The sequence below is a fragment of the Shewanella sp. SM71 genome (assembly GCF_025653905.1).
GTDB lineage: Bacteria > Pseudomonadota > Gammaproteobacteria > Enterobacterales > Shewanellaceae > Shewanella > Shewanella oncorhynchi.
In genome coordinates, this window is sequence record NZ_JAKKRW010000002.1 from 103,449 (window position 1) to 119,640 (window position 16,192).

Annotated in this window: 17 protein-coding genes; 9 read left to right on the plus strand and 8 right to left on the minus strand. The window is 45.1% G+C overall.

The genetic code is table 11. From position 1 onward, the window contains the following. Positions 1 to 153: 153 nt before the first annotated feature. Positions 154 to 1,674 (plus strand): EAL domain-containing protein, encoded by a 1,521-nt coding sequence (locus L5L97_RS02930; RefSeq protein WP_263181958.1) that lies wholly within the window; start codon positions 154 to 156, stop codon positions 1,672 to 1,674. 89 nt (positions 1,675 to 1,763) lie between these two features. Here L5L97_RS02930 and L5L97_RS02935 read toward each other — a convergent pair whose 3' ends face one another. The 4 genes from L5L97_RS02935 to L5L97_RS02950 all read right to left on the minus strand — a co-directional run bounded on the left by L5L97_RS02935 (position 1,764) and on the right by L5L97_RS02950 (position 5,132). Next, positions 1,764 to 3,077 (minus strand): ammonium transporter, encoded by a 1,314-nt coding sequence (locus L5L97_RS02935; protein WP_263181960.1) that lies wholly within the window; start codon positions 3,075 to 3,077, stop codon positions 1,764 to 1,766. Continuing rightward, positions 3,074 to 3,412, minus strand: a complete 339-nt coding sequence (locus tag L5L97_RS02940) for a P-II family nitrogen regulator (RefSeq protein ID WP_105250140.1) — start codon at positions 3,410 to 3,412, stop codon at positions 3,074 to 3,076. The genes L5L97_RS02935 and L5L97_RS02940 overlap by 4 nt, the downstream gene beginning before the upstream one ends. Positions 3,413 to 3,762: 350 nt before the next feature. Next, a complete protein-coding gene (locus tag L5L97_RS02945; protein ID WP_263181961.1) occupies positions 3,763 to 4,719 on the minus strand; it encodes a ketopantoate reductase family protein in 957 nt (318 codons plus the stop codon). 50 nt (positions 4,720 to 4,769) lie between these two features. Continuing rightward, positions 4,770 to 5,132 (minus strand): VanZ family protein, encoded by a 363-nt coding sequence (locus L5L97_RS02950; protein WP_105250138.1) that lies wholly within the window; start codon positions 5,130 to 5,132, stop codon positions 4,770 to 4,772. A 155-nt stretch (positions 5,133 to 5,287) separates the two neighbouring features. Here L5L97_RS02950 and L5L97_RS02955 point away from each other — a divergent pair, with 155 nt between their 5' ends. Beyond that, positions 5,288 to 5,773, plus strand: coding sequence for a YajQ family cyclic di-GMP-binding protein (locus tag L5L97_RS02955; RefSeq protein WP_006080274.1), 486 nt, complete (start codon positions 5,288 to 5,290; stop codon positions 5,771 to 5,773). 123 nt (positions 5,774 to 5,896) lie between these two features. Here the strand turns inward: L5L97_RS02955 and L5L97_RS02960 are convergent, their stop codons facing one another. The 4 genes from L5L97_RS02960 to L5L97_RS02975 all read right to left on the minus strand — a co-directional run bounded on the left by L5L97_RS02960 (position 5,897) and on the right by L5L97_RS02975 (position 9,171). Beyond that, entirely contained in the window at positions 5,897 to 7,312 is a 1,416-nt protein-coding gene (locus L5L97_RS02960) for an AmpG family muropeptide MFS transporter (protein ID WP_131523725.1), read from the minus strand. Positions 7,313 to 7,596: 284 nt separating this feature from the next. Continuing rightward, positions 7,597 to 7,917, minus strand: a complete 321-nt coding sequence (locus tag L5L97_RS02965) for a hypothetical protein (protein WP_028761869.1) — start codon at positions 7,915 to 7,917, stop codon at positions 7,597 to 7,599. A 73-nt stretch (positions 7,918 to 7,990) separates the two neighbouring features. Next, on the minus strand, positions 7,991 to 8,575 hold the full coding sequence (locus L5L97_RS02970) for a peptidylprolyl isomerase (RefSeq protein ID WP_028761870.1): 585 nt from the start codon (positions 8,573 to 8,575) through the stop codon (positions 7,991 to 7,993). A gap of 29 nt (positions 8,576 to 8,604) precedes the next feature. Continuing rightward, positions 8,605 to 9,171, minus strand: a complete 567-nt coding sequence (locus L5L97_RS02975) for a YajG family lipoprotein (protein ID WP_105250136.1) — start codon at positions 9,169 to 9,171, stop codon at positions 8,605 to 8,607. Between the two features lie 227 nt (positions 9,172 to 9,398). On the opposite strand from L5L97_RS02975, the gene L5L97_RS02980 reads away from it, so the two are divergent. The 7 genes from L5L97_RS02980 to hpt all read left to right on the plus strand — a co-directional run bounded on the left by L5L97_RS02980 (position 9,399) and on the right by hpt (position 16,017). After that, positions 9,399 to 9,923: a porin family protein gene (locus L5L97_RS02980; protein WP_372833719.1), complete on the plus strand. Its 525-nt coding sequence runs from the start codon at positions 9,399 to 9,401 to the stop codon at positions 9,921 to 9,923. Positions 9,924 to 10,138: 215 nt separating this feature from the next. Further along, positions 10,139 to 11,170, plus strand: a complete 1,032-nt coding sequence (locus L5L97_RS02985) for a DUF2804 domain-containing protein (protein WP_263163834.1) — start codon at positions 10,139 to 10,141, stop codon at positions 11,168 to 11,170. 131 nt (positions 11,171 to 11,301) lie between these two features. Continuing rightward, a complete protein-coding gene (locus L5L97_RS02990) occupies positions 11,302 to 12,168 on the plus strand; it encodes a sterol desaturase family protein (RefSeq protein WP_263163832.1) in 867 nt (288 codons plus the stop codon). A 169-nt stretch (positions 12,169 to 12,337) separates the two neighbouring features. Beyond that, positions 12,338 to 12,976 (plus strand): hypothetical protein, encoded by a 639-nt coding sequence (locus tag L5L97_RS02995; RefSeq protein WP_263139557.1) that lies wholly within the window; start codon positions 12,338 to 12,340, stop codon positions 12,974 to 12,976. 447 nt (positions 12,977 to 13,423) lie between these two features. Further along, positions 13,424 to 14,818 (plus strand): UDP-N-acetylmuramate:L-alanyl-gamma-D-glutamyl-meso-diaminopimelate ligase, encoded by a 1,395-nt coding sequence (mpl, locus tag L5L97_RS03000; protein WP_263181963.1) that lies wholly within the window; start codon positions 13,424 to 13,426, stop codon positions 14,816 to 14,818. 1 nt (position 14,819) lies between these two features. Beyond that, positions 14,820 to 15,479, plus strand: coding sequence for a flavin prenyltransferase UbiX (locus tag L5L97_RS03005; RefSeq protein WP_263163829.1), 660 nt, complete (start codon positions 14,820 to 14,822; stop codon positions 15,477 to 15,479). Between the two features lie 7 nt (positions 15,480 to 15,486). Next, complete coding sequence (hpt, locus tag L5L97_RS03010; RefSeq protein ID WP_028761726.1) at positions 15,487 to 16,017, plus strand: hypoxanthine phosphoribosyltransferase; 531 nt, start codon at positions 15,487 to 15,489, stop codon at positions 16,015 to 16,017. Positions 16,018 to 16,192 lie beyond the last annotated feature (175 nt).

Consider the following 16,192-nt stretch of genomic DNA (forward strand, 5'->3'; position numbering starts at 1 on the left):
TAATAGAAGGTATGCTGGTTTTTTAGACTAAAATAGAACTCGATTCAGTGTATTTATATCAAGCAAACATTCGCTGAGATACAAATATACACACGTCTTGCTCCATAGATTTTGATACCATTTTTAACCGAGCGCTGTGTGAGTTAAGGATATATGCGAAAAAAGTTAGCAAAATTAAATCTGCCATTATGGCAATGGCTGGCAGTCATATTGTTTCCAATTGGAATTGCTGCTGTCGCAAGTTATCTCTCTGCACAGTATTTTGTTGAAGATAAAGTCAAAGGTGTGGGGGCTATTTATGTGAGTCATATTGATACTTTGGTGTCCCATGCTAATGAAATCAGCCATTATGCATTGGCATTGAAGGATTCTGAGTGTCAAGAGTTATACAACTATATGTTGTTCCAACCCTACTTTCGCTCGGCTTTAATATATGATTCACAACATGTTTATTGCTCTTCTAAAACCGGTGATATTGATACTCCCCTGAGCATTGTTAGTGCTACCGAAAATCTTGAAATATCTAACCAGTTTATTATTACGGGCACGCCTTTTATGCCTGAGGTGCCCGCGATAGTGTCATCTAAATGGGACCCTAAATCTAAACACGGCGCTGCTGTCATTATAGAAGGACAATATTTATTAGATTCCTTTGTACAGCCCGATGTGTTTCCTAGCGCAGTTATCAATGTCGCTTTATCCATCAATGGTAAAACGATTCCTGAATCACTCGAGTTTATCAAAAATGAGGTAATGACTTTAGATTCTGAGGATCATCGTTTTTCGGTGTTACTAGAAATGTCACCTGCTTTTTTTAGGCATTTTTTTTGGATATTTTTTGCCATCTCATTACCCTTTAGCATTATTTTGATTACGGGTTCTATCTTGTTTGTGCTCTATTCACGGTTATCTCGTCACTCCCTTGCTGATGATATTCGTAGCGGGATAGAGAACGAAGAGTTCTTTTTGGTTTATCAACCTGTGATCTGTGCTGAGGACGGCAAGGCCAAAGGAGTCGAGGCATTAGTGCGTTGGCAGCACCCACAAATGGGCTTAGTACGGCCTGATTTGTTTATTCCTATCGTCGAAGAGAGCAAGCTGATTGTTCCATTGACCAATTATATCTTCGAAAAGGCATTAAAAGATTTTGCTAATATGAAGGTTGAATCGGGCTTTAGAGTCGCGTTCAACGTGGCGCCAGAGCATTTCACCCAAGATGATATCGAGTCGAAATTTATTCATCTGCGGGATTCTTTGGATCGTATTGGCGTTAAGCCTTTAATCGAAATCACCGAACGGCAATTATTAACGCCGGATATTTGCCTGCGCATTGAAAGCTTACGCCAGTTGGGGATTTTAGTGGCTATCGATGACTTTGGTACTGGGCAAACAACCTTATCTTTGTTACAAACTATGCCATTAGATTACTTGAAAATCGATAAATGCTTCATCGATACCATAGGGCAGGATTCCGTGACTTCCCACGTGCTCGATACCATTATTGAGCTCTCCCATAAGATGAATTATGTGGTGGTGGCTGAAGGGGTTGAAACCCAGGAGCAGGCAGATTATTTGACCAGTCGCCAAGTCCATTTTTTACAAGGTTATCTCTTTGCTAAGCCGATGAAGTTGGCGGATTTAAAGTTATGGTTAGTCGAACATTTCAAAAAGTAGCATCATGATGTAAGTCAGCCATAAGGGCGCCTTGGTACCCTTATGGCTATTCAACTGTCTTAACTAAAGGTTCTGGCTCGAGGTTCTGATTAAAGGCTATAACCCGTTTCTTCGTGTTCCGATAAATCTAAGCCGTTAACTTCTTGTTCTGTGCTGACGCGAAGGCCGCCAAGTAGCTTACGGATGATCACAAACAGCAACCAAGTGACCACCGCAGTATAAGTGAATGTCGCCGCAACCCCGATAATCTGTACCCCAAGTTGGTCTATCATAGTGTTGTTCATCGTCGCAAAACCGTAGCCGCTAAAAACGCCTAATTGGGTCGAGCTAAAGACTCCTGCCAAAAGAGTACCAAGAATACCGCCGACGCCGTGCACGGGGAAAACGTCTAAGGAGTCATCGATTTTAAGTTTCTGTTTGATATAAACCGTTGAGTAAAAACACACGATCCCACCGAGTAAACCTATGACTAAGGCGCCTGCTGGGCCAACATAACCAGAGGCGGGAGTGATAGTGCCTAAGCCGGCTACCATGCCTGTGGCTATGCCAAGGGCGCTGGGTTTACCAAACTTAATCCACTCAATTGCCGCCCATGTCATCGCGCCCATAGAAGCGGCGAGATGAGTGGCTAGAATCGCCATGGCAGCGGTGCCGTTAGCGCCTAGCGCACTGCCGCCGTTAAAACCGAACCAACCCACCCACAGCATGCCCGCACCTGTGACAGTCATCGTCAGGTTGTGCGGCATAATCGCCGAGTTTAAAAATCCTTTGCGAGGACCTAGCACTTTAGCTGCCACGAGCGCAGCAACCCCTGCGGTGATATGCACCACGGTTCCGCCTGCGAAATCATACAGTCCTAGCTGTGCTAACCAGCCACCGCCCCAAACCCAGTGGGTGATCGGCGCATAAACCAGTAATAACCAAGCACCTGAAAAGATAAGCACAGCTGAAAACTTCATTCGCTCGGCAAAACCACCGATGATTAAGGCTGGCGTTATGATGGCAAAGGTCATTTGAAATAGCATAAACAGCGGCTCGGGAATATCCCCGCTAAGACTATCGCGACCAATACCTGACAGTAGTGCTTTGTCTAAGCCACCGATGAAACTGTTACCTGTGTCGAATGCGAGTGAATAACCTAGCCCGAACCATAAAACTGACACTAGGGCGGCAATAGAGAAGCATTGCATCAATATTGAAAGCACGTTTTTACTGCGAACTAAACCGCCGTAAAACAAGGCTAATCCTGGCAGGGTCATCAACAACACTAATGCGGATGAGCTTAAGATCCACGCTGTATTTGCAGCGCTAAATTGACCATCATCGGCGACGGCGTTCATCGTCAATATACTGAATAATATCAATAGGTATTTAATACTGAGTCTGAAGCTCACAAGCATCATAAGGCATCAACTCCTTCTTCCGAAGTGCGAATGCGCACCACTTGTTCTAACGAAGTCACAAAGATTTTGCCATCACCCACTTTGCCCGTATGGGCTGCAGCAATAATGGCATCAATAACGGCATCTTCTTGATCGGAATGAATGGCAACTTCGAGTTTAATCTTAGGTAAAAAGTCCACTGCATATTCAGCACCACGATACAATTCCGTATGGCCCTTTTGGCGGCCAAAACCACGTACTTCAGTGACTGTCATGCCATGGACGCTGAGCTGGGTTAAAGCTTCACGTACATCGTCTAATTTGAATGGTTTAATGATTGCGGTGACCAGTTTCAATTTTCTCTCCAACAAGCTGCAGACTTAATTTATTGGAATAAAGCAGGAATTAGGCCATATAGATAAAGCATTTATTATCATTGCGTTAACATTAAAATGCACCGAAATAGCTTAAAATTTTGATGTAAAACGGTGCAAGGCAAAGTTAATCTGCCCTGATTTGGTGCGTATTGTTGGTGCAAGTTAAATTTGCTTGACTAGCATGAGTGCGGCAAAAGCCGAGTGAGTATGGCACTAGGGGAATTCGCGTTTTAATGCGGTAAATAAAAAGTGGGGATTTAGCAAAAAATTAAAAATTATATCAATTAAACATAATGTTATATTTAGTTTTGTTATGTGAGTTTTCTTGCTTAAGCTTCTAGCTGTTTGACGCGCGCCCAGAGGTCAGCATTAACTGGTGCACTTAAACCGTGCGCTTGTGCACGCTCACAGATATAACCATTAATTTGGTCTATCTCAGTTCGTCTTTGGTGTGCAATATCTTGGTGCATCGATGAGAAATTCCCCGCAGTGAGGCGGATCACCTGATAGACCCTGTCGTGTAACAATTGTTTATCGAGAGGCACGCCCTCGAGTGTGGCAACCGTGACTAACTCGTCGAGAATGCCTTTAATCATGTCACTAAAACCTGGCTCGGCGAGTGTGCCATTAGGACATTGATATAGTGCTGTAAGCGGATTAATCGCGGCATTAACGGCGAGTTTCTGCCATAGACAAGGCACAATGGCATCCACCCATTCACTGTTGGGGATAGCCGCCAGTAAAGCATTGCGATAATGCTCAGTGAGCTCTGTACCTGCAAAATGCCCAAATTGAGTTAGCCCTTGTCCAGTTTGCCTAATTTGCCAACTGGCTTGACGTAACACCCCTTGGGAAGTTGTCCCTAGGCTTAGCCCTCTGTCATCAGCTTGCGCATCAATTAGCGGCGCTAGGGCTAAATGAGGTCCCATTCCATTGTGTAACAACAAAATGTGGCATTGTCTGGGCAGTTGGTTAAGTAAGGGCAAAAGTGCATCGAGCACTTGATAGGCTTTGACGCAGACAATCACGAGGCGGATATTAACGAGCGCATTGGCCGCTAAGATAGGCACAGAATACTGGAGTGCTTGTGTTTTATGTTGATTATCATTGGCCAGCGCTAATGGAGTGACGCTAAGTGTCTGCTGTATAGATGCAATTGAATCGCGGCCGATAAGACCAACACCCATGCCCGCTGTAGTCAGTTGGTGGCAAATAAGCTGCCCAACGGCACCAGCACCTAAAATCGCAATATCCACCACGCGATTTATGTTCACAGCATGAGTCATATCTGTAGCCTTAAGGTATCGGTCATCAGTACCAGTTTGAAGCGCCTGAGTTAATCTTCTCGCAATTGCGCTGCGCGGAAGTATTTGCCATAGGCCCAATTGCAAAAGTAAAACAGTGCAATACCCGAAAAGTCGGCAATAACATCACCCACAGAAGCGCTACGGTAGGGCAAACGTGATTGCACCAACTCAATTAAAATGGCGTAGCTTGCCAGTGTGAGAGATAACCAATACCACTTAGGTTTGAAAGCAAGATAGGTGAGATAGGAGAGGCAAAAAAAGCTTCCAAGATGGCCTACCTTGTCGATATTCGGAATACTTTGCGAATAGGTTGGTCTGGAAAATACCAGATAACTGATCACGACAAAGGCTACGGCTAAAGCCAGCTTAAATAGGGTATTTTTAGTTATCACAAATATGTTTGTATTAGCTTAGAGTGGGGCAATGATAGGAAAATGTGTGGCTAAAGTCACCCATGATTACGCTTTTATTCTAGGCTTTACCTTCAACTTAGGCTTGTGTGTGGGTAAACTAGCTGCATATTAATTTGATATGGGACATAAAAACTATGCCTTCAATGGATATTGTGTCAGAAGTGAATGAAGTTGAACTGCGTAATGCGGTTGATAATACTAAGCGTGAGCTGGCGACACGTTTCGATTTTCGCGGTAAAACGGCTGACGTGGAATATAAGGATCATGTGGTCACGTTAACCGCTGAAGATGACTTCCAATGCCAACAATTAGTGGACATTTTACGTATGCAACTGAGCAAACGTAATGTGGATCCGTCTTCGATGGAAGTCGATGAGAAAGCCATCCACAGCGGTAAAACCTTCTCCCTAAAAGTGAAGTTTAAAGAAGGTATAGAAACCTTAATTGCTAAAAAACTGGTCAAGCTAATTAAAGACAGCAAACTTAAAGTACAAGCGTCTATTCAGGGCGAGAAAGTACGAGTTACAGGTAAAAAACGTGACGATTTACAAGCTGTCATGGCGTTGGCACGTGAGTCTGAGTTAGGCCAGCCTTTCCAATTTGATAACTTTAAAGATTAATCGAGCAGAATTGGTTTAACGTGATGCAGTATCGCGTTTGCCATTTCGTCTTTAAATATAAAAAAGCCCTCACACTAAGGTGTGAGGGCTTTTTTATATTGATGACATAAGTGCTATGAGACCTTAATCCGAGTTTGTTGGTGCACTTTTTGACGAATCATCCATTAATGATGTGCTTGGATGCGGGGCATACTTGTTGACTAAGACAACCAAAAACAACACTGGAAAGCCAATAACACTGGCAGCGACAAAGAAGTTCACATAGCCAAATGCGTCGACATAAGCGCCCGAGAAGCCCGCGATAAATTTAGGGAAAAGCAACATAATCGAAGACAGTAAGGCATATTGCGTTGCACTGTAGCCGTTGCTAGTGAGACTCGAGAGATAGGCAATAAATGCCGCCGTGGCTATCCCAGCGCTGAAGTTATCCACGGAAATAGCAAAGGTTAAAAAGGGCACGTTGTAGCCAATCACTGCCTGCCACGCGAATAGCAGATTGGTTACGGCAACCAGTAAGGCACCGAGGAAAAGGATTTTCATAGTTCCGAAGCGAGCTAACAGAACGCCGCCAAAGGCTGCGCCGACTAAGGTCATGATCAGGCCATAGATTTTACTTAAATAGGCAATTTCTTCCTTAGTGAATCCCATGTCCACATAAAAGACGTTCGCCATAATCCCCATCACAATATCCGAGATCCGGTAGCAAGAAATCAGTAATAAGATGAGGATAGCGCTGCGGCCATAGCGTTTGAAAAAGTCGATAAAGGGTAAAATACTGGCCGTATATACCCAAGATATGCCCGCTGCGATAATTCTAGGATAACGTGCACTTAAGCGTTGTTTTAGCGCTAATTCAGTGGCATCGGCGGCGCGGGTATCGACTTCGGGTTCGCGGCTAAAAAGCGTGGTCAAAATCCCAACAGACATCAATCCTGCCATAATCAGGTAAGAAGTTTGCCATGCCACTAAGTTGTATGCCGTGTTACCGGGTTCAACCCAAGCCGCTATGGTGAGTGCGCCTGCGGTGGCGATAATCATGGCGCTGCGATAGCCCACTTGATAGGCCGCTGCTAGTGCGGCTTGCATCTTTTCTGGGGCTGATTCAATCCGAAAGGCATCAATAACAATATCTTGGGTGGCTGAGGCAAAGGCGACCATTAATGCGAACAGTGCCAAGCGCTCGAGATCTTTGAGAGGGTCACTAAAAGACATGCCTAAGATGGCACCAACCAATAACAACTGAGCGAACAGCATCCAGCTACGGCGGCGGCCTAGAAATCGAGTTAGCAGCGGCAATGAAAGCCGATCGACTAAGGGTGACCAAGCCCATTTAAACGCATAGGCTAAGGCTATCCAGCTGAAATAACCGATTGAAGTGCGATCAACACCAGCTTCACGCAACCAAAAGGATAACGTTGAAAATACCAGCATTAATGGTAGACCAGCAGAAAAACCCAGTAATAACAGGATCAAAACCCGCTTGTGATAATAGACACTGAGGGCATCGAGTGTACGTTGAATAAAACCTGTTGCGGACATAGGCATGAGTCTAAGTGTTTAATCCGCTTAGCTTACGGGTAAGGTGCCATAGGGTTCAAGGGCTAATGGTATTCCTTTTACTTTGGAGTCCCGTTTAGCACTATAAGATGGTTGAATATGGCTCGAGAGTTAACTGCTTGTAGCTAAAAGTTTACCGCTTATCTTTATCGCTAGCATAGATCTTGATAGTAAGGAGAGCGTAATAATGTACACACGAGGAATTGGTTTACGAAATAAAAAAGGCCCTATTACAGGGCCATTTTTTATCGATAGGAATGCTGAACTTAAGGTCTTATCCCGATGCATCCCTGCGGCACTCGGCCTCCTAAACTCAGGTAGTCACAGCAATCATTTACTTGCTTACGCAGATATTGATTACCGCGGATCACACAGTCAGGCCACCTGTTAAAGCTGTGGAGCAAGTGCCAAAACACTTTTTCAGTTTCAGTTTGCGCTTCGCCAGTCGAATTCAGTTGCTGCCATTCTTCTAACGTGTCCCATAAGTAAAGTTGCACTTCATGGAAGTCGAGTTCTTCACTCAAAAACGCTTTTCCATAGAAGGCGAGTTGGGGCGCTTTATTATCGATGAACTCAGTTGCCGTCATCGTTTGCCTCCTTTCTGTTTACTATCACAGTATAGATGCAAAATTAGCGCTTTTGCTCGAAATTATATTTTGATTACTGTTTTGGTAATAATTTGGCTTTTTTCAATATGATAGGGGTAACAGGAACATCGGGCCAATTGAGCTTAGTGTTAGTTCCTGTCTCAACGACAGCCATAGCTTCGAGGACGGTTTTACCTTCAATCACTTCACCAAATACGGCATAACCCCAACGACGTTTAGAGGGATCGAGTTTAGTGTTGTCGGCTACGTTAAAGTAGAACTGACGAGTGGCTGAGTGCGGCTCGTTTTCACGTGCCATGGCGATAGTGCCCATGCTATTTGTTAGGCCATTTCCTGATTCGTTGACTATCGGCTTACCCTCGGGGAGCTCTTCATACTTGGGGGTGAGTCCGCCGCCTTGCACCACAAAGTCACTGATCACGCGGTGAAATATTGTGTTGTCGTATTCGCCTTTAACGACATGAGTTAAAAAGTTATCGACAGTGATTGGTGCACGAGTTCTATCTAGCTCGACCACGATTTTGCCTAAGCTAGTATCAAATTCGACTCTGGGATACAAGGTATCGGCCTGAATGTCGAGTGCGAGGCTATGATGACTCATAAAGATGAGTAAGAGGGCTGATATCCAACGGAGCATATTGATTTCCTTATAATAAACTGACGCTGTTATTTTTGTAGAAACTGATTAAGCTCAGGATCGTTTAGAATCTCGCCGGTAAGTTGGCCGAGCAATTTGTTCATATCCAGTTCTAAGGTTGCAAAATCGGGCGTTAAAGGACCTTTTAAAGTGCCTTTGGCTTTATAGCGTTTAACCAGCTCTTGGGTGGAGTTTTTGGCTTGAACTGCGATTAACACACTGTGTTTTGCCTCATAGCCAAAGGTCTTTTTAGTGATATCCATTTGCAATTCTTCTAATTGAATTTGCACTGAATTAGTTGCGCTTGGGTCGATTTGGTAGCCCGCTTGAGCAAAACCTGCGCGGAATACTTCATCGAGTAACAGTTTAGGCGGTTCGCTCGGGCCAACTAAACGTGTTTTTGTCCCTTCTTCAATAAAACGAGCAACATAATCGACTGTGCGTGTATCTACCGTTTCAAGAGCGATAGGTACAAGTTGCGCCGTTTGTTGGCTGATATTGGGCACTTGAGGGCTGAAAGCCATATGAGTCGGATTTTGGCTGGCACAGCCCGCGAACAGCAGGGGGAAAGTCAAGGTCAGTAATAGCCGTTTCATGGGATCTCTCGTACAAGTAAAAGTGGCTACAGCATACCAGAAATCACTTTTGATGCCACAGAACACCGTGATTCAGTTGAGGTACAGCTTTTATTGCTAATATCTTGTGCTCATTATTCACATCCGTGTTTTCTGTGCATTCACATCATTTATTCGCATAGTTACAAGGCATGGAAGGCAGGTTAAATATGGAAAAAATATCATTCACTTCGTTATTTGTTGGCCTGATGCTGGCGTCAGGCATGATGAGCTCCAATGCGCTCGCGGGCGATTCTGCCCATATACTGGGTGGTAGTTTAGGTTACGGTACCCAAGAGTTTGAAACTAAGAACGGTAAATATGATGCGGGTGACACCTTAACCAGCGACTTATATTACCGCTATATGCTCAACGAGCATTTTGGGTTTGAGGCGGGTTATTTAGCGGGTTCAGGTGGAGTGGCGAGTGCGCTTGTTAGCGTCATCAGTGAGATAAAAGATTTACGTTACCAAGGTGTTAGAACCGCCGCTTACGGTGAGTATGCTTTGTCTCGTGGTAACAGCCTGTATGCCAAATTAGGCGCTGCTTATACTCAAGTCAGCTATGAGATAGATAAACAGGATATGGACTCGGATGATGTCGGTTTTTATGGCGCCGCAGGCTGGCAATATCGATTTAAGTCAGGATTTGGTTTGAATTTGGAATACCAATATATCCCGATGAAAGAGCTTGAATTACAGGGGATCAACTTTGGTATTAGTTACCGATTCTAATCTCTCCTTATCCAACGATTAAAGCGCCTTTAGGCGCTTTAATCGTTTTACAAACAAGGAATTTAAAACATTAAACCGAATATTGACTGGCAACAAAATAACAACATTTTGTCCTTGCACTCTTTTAATGCAATGGGGGACAGGTTAGAGTAAAAATTCGATGTTTAGAATGAGAGAGCATAGATGCTCCCGCGTCTTTTTTGTAAGGCTTAGCCATGTTAACGATAGCAACGCAAATCGCCCCAGATAGCCTGATCAATTCGAAGGGGTTACCCCATTTTGGTCATTTCGATGGCATAGTCAAAACCCTAGGTTTAGCGGACTTTACCTATTTTGATACCATGGATAAACCTGCTTCAGCGTGGGCTAAGCATTTCGATTATAAACAATTTCAGTTTGTCTCTTTGGTCACGCCGCGTTATGTCCTAGGCATCGCGCTTGCCGATATTGCCTACGTCGGCAGTGCTTTTTGTTATTTATACGATATAAAAACCAACACACTCACCCAGCTTGATTGGTTAAAACCTTTGAGGTTTGGCTATCAGATGACGCCATCGCCCGCCGAGGGGCGAAGTAGTATTGGCCGTAAAGGGGCGCAGTTAAGCTTTGAAATTGTAGAGGGCGGTTGGCGGTTAATCATTGATACTAAAAACATTCAAGCCGATGTAACTTTACACTCAGCCCCCTTAAGTTTGCCTATGGCTATGTGTAGTCCTACTGGATACAACGGCTGGACTTACACACAAAAGCATAATGGTTTGACCGTTAAAGGTAGTTTGACTGTGGGTCATGAGCCGCAGCCGCTGAATCAAGCTTTAGCAGGCTATGACTTTTCGGCGGGTTACATGCGCCGTGATACCAGTTGGCGCTGGGCGTCAATTAACGCGCGGATCCATGAGGGCATTATGGGACTTAATTTAGCGGCGGGTGTCAATGAAACTGGGGCTACTGAAAATGTCTTTTGGATTAATGGTGAACGTCATTTACTCGGACCAGTGCAATTTGAGTTTGATCGCCATGCCACGCTCGGCGCCGAGGTTTGGCGAGTCTACAGTCAAAATGGCCAAGTGGATTTGCAGTTTGCGGCGCGCAATTGTCGCAGTGAAAAGCGTAATTTGCTCTTGCTTAAGAGTAATTTTCGCCAATTCATCGGTCATTTCAGCGGCATGATTACCGATAATCAAGGACACAGTTACCAGATAAATAATGTTCTGGGGCTCGCCGAAGATCACTATGCCCGCTGGTAGCTAACGGCGACTAACGGATCGCAGCTGCCTGCGTTGTGGCGTTGAATGCGGTTTATAGAATGCAGTCAGAATTTTTATAAAAGTAACAATAAAAATAACCATAAAATAAAAATAGAACAGGATGATCTTATATGGATATCGCCTCGCTGATCCAGCACCCAGAATTGTTACTGCTGGTGCTCGCACCTTTGTTTTTCGTGTGTATTTTGCTGGAATGGTACTTTGGCGATAAAAGACAAAGGCTACCGTTAAGTGCACGTTATCGCGGCCAAGAAGTGCTGTGTAATTTCAGCCTCGCGGCCATGCATCAAGGTGCTGATTTACTCACTGGTTTGTTGATCGCTAAGCTGTATTTGGCGATTTTTGGTTGGAAGTTACTCGATATTGAAATGGGCCCATTGAGCTTTATTGCTTTGATGGTCGCGCAGGACTTTTGTTATTACTGGTTCCACAGGGCGAGCCACAGAGTCCGCTGGATGTGGGCGGCTCACGTGGTGCACCATAGCTCTGAGAATATGAATTTTAGCACTGCGTTTCGTCAGAGTTTAATGTATCCCTTTGCAGGCATGTGGGTATTTTGGTTACCGCTGGTGGTCATAGGTTTCGATCCAAACTGGGTGGTGTTTGTGGTATTACTCAATCTGGGATTGCAATTTTTTGTGCATACCCAAGCGATTAAATCACTCGGACCGCTGGAATGGGTCTTCAATACTCCATCACATCACAGGGTGCATCACGGTCGTAATCCCCAATATATAGATAAAAACTATGCGGGTGTGCTGATTATTTGGGACAAGCTGTTTGGCACTTTTGAGCCCGAGGTAGATACTGTGATTTACGGCATAACTAAGCCAGTGAATAGTTTTAATCCCTTTAAAGTGACTTTTAGTGAATGGCGAGACATGTTTGCAGAGGTCACAGCGACAGGGTTGAGTGTTAAACAACGACTGCGTATCTTGTTTGCTCCACCTTCCAGCAGTTTAAAAAGCGAGGAATAACAATCCACTGCATTTTCCAAGTTAAATAGCGCAAATGGCTAATAGAGTCTTGAATTTAGCCTTGCTAGCCTATATTCCGTTTTTTGCCACTGTTTTGGTGTAAAAATGTACAATCCCATACTTTGGTGGTACTTTTTGGGGTAAGGAATTTAACTCGGGAGGACTTATCATGATGGATGAACCTCGATTATCCGCGGAGGAGCTTGCTTGTTTTAGCGAACTTTTTTCGCCGACTCGTGTGGGCACTGCCTTGACTAACGATCCCCTGATCAATCATGTGCTCACAGTCACAACTGAAGTGCCGCAAGTTATCGCCTCGATTCTCGGTAAGGCAAAACTCACTCTATTGGCCGAAGTCGGGCCCTATAAACTCTGGTTTCCGCTACTGATGAAAGTGGATGACTTTGGTCAGTTTCAACCCACTTTAGGTGTACCTGAAGTGCTAGATGCCTCGGGAGTGGAGCGCAGTTGGCGGTTAACTCAAGCCGATGATGTGTGGATATTCGACCACGATCAAGGTGAGCAATGGTCTGTTGCCTCGCTATCTAGTTCTGGCATGGCCATTCGTGCTAAATCACAGCAGCAATTTAAACAATTGTTAGGCAGTAAAGATCTGCAATTACAATTGCCCAATGGCGAGACTATGCGCGTCGATATCGAGCCTATTCGTAGCGAGAAAGGTCTGGCTTTCGTTAAGTTTCAGGCCGAAACCGAAGAGCGTGAAGCGTTACGTCAATTCTTATTTAGTCGTCACCGTAGCCAGCACGCTCAGCTCTACCGTGACTTACGCTATACCCAAGCAACCTGAAGATACGAGTTTCAGAGCGCCTAGGGTGCTTCAATTCAAGGCGCATCAATGACAGAATGTCGGCCACCTTTTGAATTGATGCAACACGGAAGTGAAGTGCCCTAGGCGCTCCGTTCCGGCGGGTTTTAACGCACTTTATGCTGCGTTGGTTATTTTTAACTTAGCCCGCTAGGTCTGCAAATAACCGCCTTGCCTAAAGTGCGTTAAACTCCCGCTGAATCCTGCATCTTCAGGTTGTTTGGGTATAGTACCCTGCATTGCGACAGTTTTCGGCCTTGTGTTAGTTGACCTGTTATCTAAAAATCTCAGTTCTGCAGCTCAAATGTGAAATCTACGGATTTAAAAACTGTCATTTGCGATTGCAGTGCTTTTCACCGATTGTTACCTGCCAATCTGTCGCCCGATGGATTAGAATGGCGGTGAATTCAACACATCAGAGCGAGCGGTATGCACGTACATATTTTAGGGATTTGTGGAACCTTCATGGGTGGTCTAGCGTTATTGGCTAGGGCCAAAGGGCACAGAGTGACGGGCTCGGATGCCAATGTCTATCCTCCAATGAGCACGCAACTAGAGGACCAAGGCATTGAGCTTATTCAAGGTTTTGATCCTAGCCAGCTGGGTGAAGCTGGGCACTATCCTGACTTAGTTGTCATTGGTAATGCCATGAGCCGGGGTAATCCTTGTGTGGAAGCTGTGTTGAACATTGGCATCCCTTATACTTCTGGCCCGCAGTTTTTAGCCGATCATATTTTGCCTGAGCGTTGGGTGCTGGCAGTGTCTGGCACTCACGGTAAAACCTCGACATCTAGCATGTTAGCCTGGATTTTAGATGATTGTGGTTATGAGCCTGGGTTCTTAATCGGTGGCGTACCGCAAAACTTTGGTGTGTCGGCACGTTTAGGTAAGACCGCTTTCTTTGTGGTTGAGGCCGACGAATACGACAGTGCCTTCTTCGATAAACGTTCGAAATTCGTGCATTATCATCCGCGTACCTTAGTGATCAACAATCTTGAGTTCGATCATGCCGATATTTTTGCCGATCTGGCTGCGATTCAAAAACAGTTTAACCACTTAGTTCGCACCGTTCCTGGTGAAGGCAAGATCATTTGGCCCGCCGATTCCCATGCTGTTAAGCAAACGATTGATATGGGTTGTTGGAGTGAGCAAGAAACCTATCATTTAGCCGAATCGACCAGCGGTTGGTATGGCAAAGCGTTAAGTGATGATTGCCATCGCTTTGAAGTATTTTTTGATGGCGAATCTCAAGGCATTCTCGAATGGGATTTGATTGGTCAACACAATATTGAAAACGCCATGATGGCCATTGCTGCCGCACGCCACGTGGGCGTTAAGCCGAGTGCTGCAATTGAAGCTTTAGCTAAGTTTATGCCACCTAAGCGTCGACTCGAATTACTCGGAACCGTTAACGGTGTGAGCGTATATGACGATTTTGCCCACCATCCGACGGCCATTGCGACCACGTTAAAAGGCATGCGGGCTAAGGTTGGGCAGCGCAAGATTACTGTGGTACTCGAGCCGCGCTCAAATACCATGAAGAGCGGTGTCCATAAAGACACCTTAGCTTTTTCTATGATGCAAGCCGACGAAGCCTTTTTATATCAAGCCGATACCATCGACTGGAATATGAAAGAAGCTATGGAAGCGGCGGTGATCCCTGTGACTGTGTTACATCAAATTGATGATGTGGTCGCGAAAGTCGCAGCAACCGCCAAAGCAGGCGACACCATAGTGGTGATGAGTAACGGTGGTTTTGGTGGGTTACATAAGAAGCTGCTGGCCGCATTAGAACAGGCTTCAACTGTAGAGCAGGTTAGCTAAGATGGCCTACGCAAAGTCGACTAAGGCGATTAGCTTAGCTTGGACGGGCGCCTCGGGTGCTCCCTATGGGCTTAAGTTACTCGAGTGTCTGTTGGTATCGGGATATCAAGTGTTTATGATGATCTCCAGTGCCGCTCGAGTGGTATTGGCGACGGAACACGGCTTACAGTTAAGCGCCAACAGTGACAAAGCCCATGCCCAGCTGTTGGCTTTGCTGCACGAAAAAGGCGTGATTATTGCTGGCGAGTTAGTGGTATTAGGCAAAGATGAGTGGTTTTCACCGCCTGCATCGGGTAGCGCTGCACCTAAACAAATGGTGATTTGTCCTTGCTCAACGGGGACGTTAGCGGCAGTTGCTACCGGAATGAGTAATAATTTACTCGAACGCGCCGCCGATGTGGTGATTAAAGAGCGCGGCCAACTTATCCTAGTACTGAGGGAAACTCCTTTTAGTGCCATACACTTAGAGCATATGTTAAGCCTTTCTCGCCTCGGCGCGACCATTATGCCCGCTGCACCCGGCTTTTATCACAATCCCAAATCGGTAGAAGATCTGGTAGACTTCATGGTCGCTCGAATTCTCGATCATTTGGGCGTTGACCATGCATTAACGAGTCGCTGGGGTTATGACAAACAGTCTAACCGCGACCTCGACAATTGAGACTTATATGAAACACACCACCGAAGTGATGATCTCTGCTGAAGAGATAAGCCAGAAATTGGATCAAATGGCCGAGCTAATCAATGCCCATTATGCCCACAGTGAACGTCTGCTGATGGTAGGCTTGTTAAAAGGCTCTGTGGTCTTTATGGCTGACCTGTGTCGCCGCATTAAAGGCCATGTTGAAATCGATTTTATGTCGGTTTCCAGTTATGGCAATACTATGACCAGCTCACGGGATGTGAAAGTGCTGAAAGATGTGCAATCAGATATCGCCGGTCGCGATGTGCTGATTGTGGAAGACTTGATTGACTCAGGTAATACGTTAAGCAAAGTGCGCGAGATGTTGTTACTGCGGGAGCCTAAGAGCCTTGCACTGTGCACCCTGCTGGATAAACCTGAACGTCGTGAAGTGGATGTGAAGGTCGATTTTATCGGTTTTACTATCCCTGATGAGTTTATCGTAGGTTATGGTATTGATTATGCCGAGCAGTATCGCAATCTACCTTATATCGCCAAAGTCGTACCACTCGATTAAGTGTCCGATACAGTTTAAAACTCCCGCAGCAGGCGGGAGTTTTGCTTTTTGCGGCAATATAAAAAGTATTAATGATTGAATCATTAAAGATTGTCTTTTCAATCAATTAGCTATTTTTTTGCTTTAGTTCTGCAACCCATCATTGTAATTGTGTTTTTTAGCACCATCTTATTAC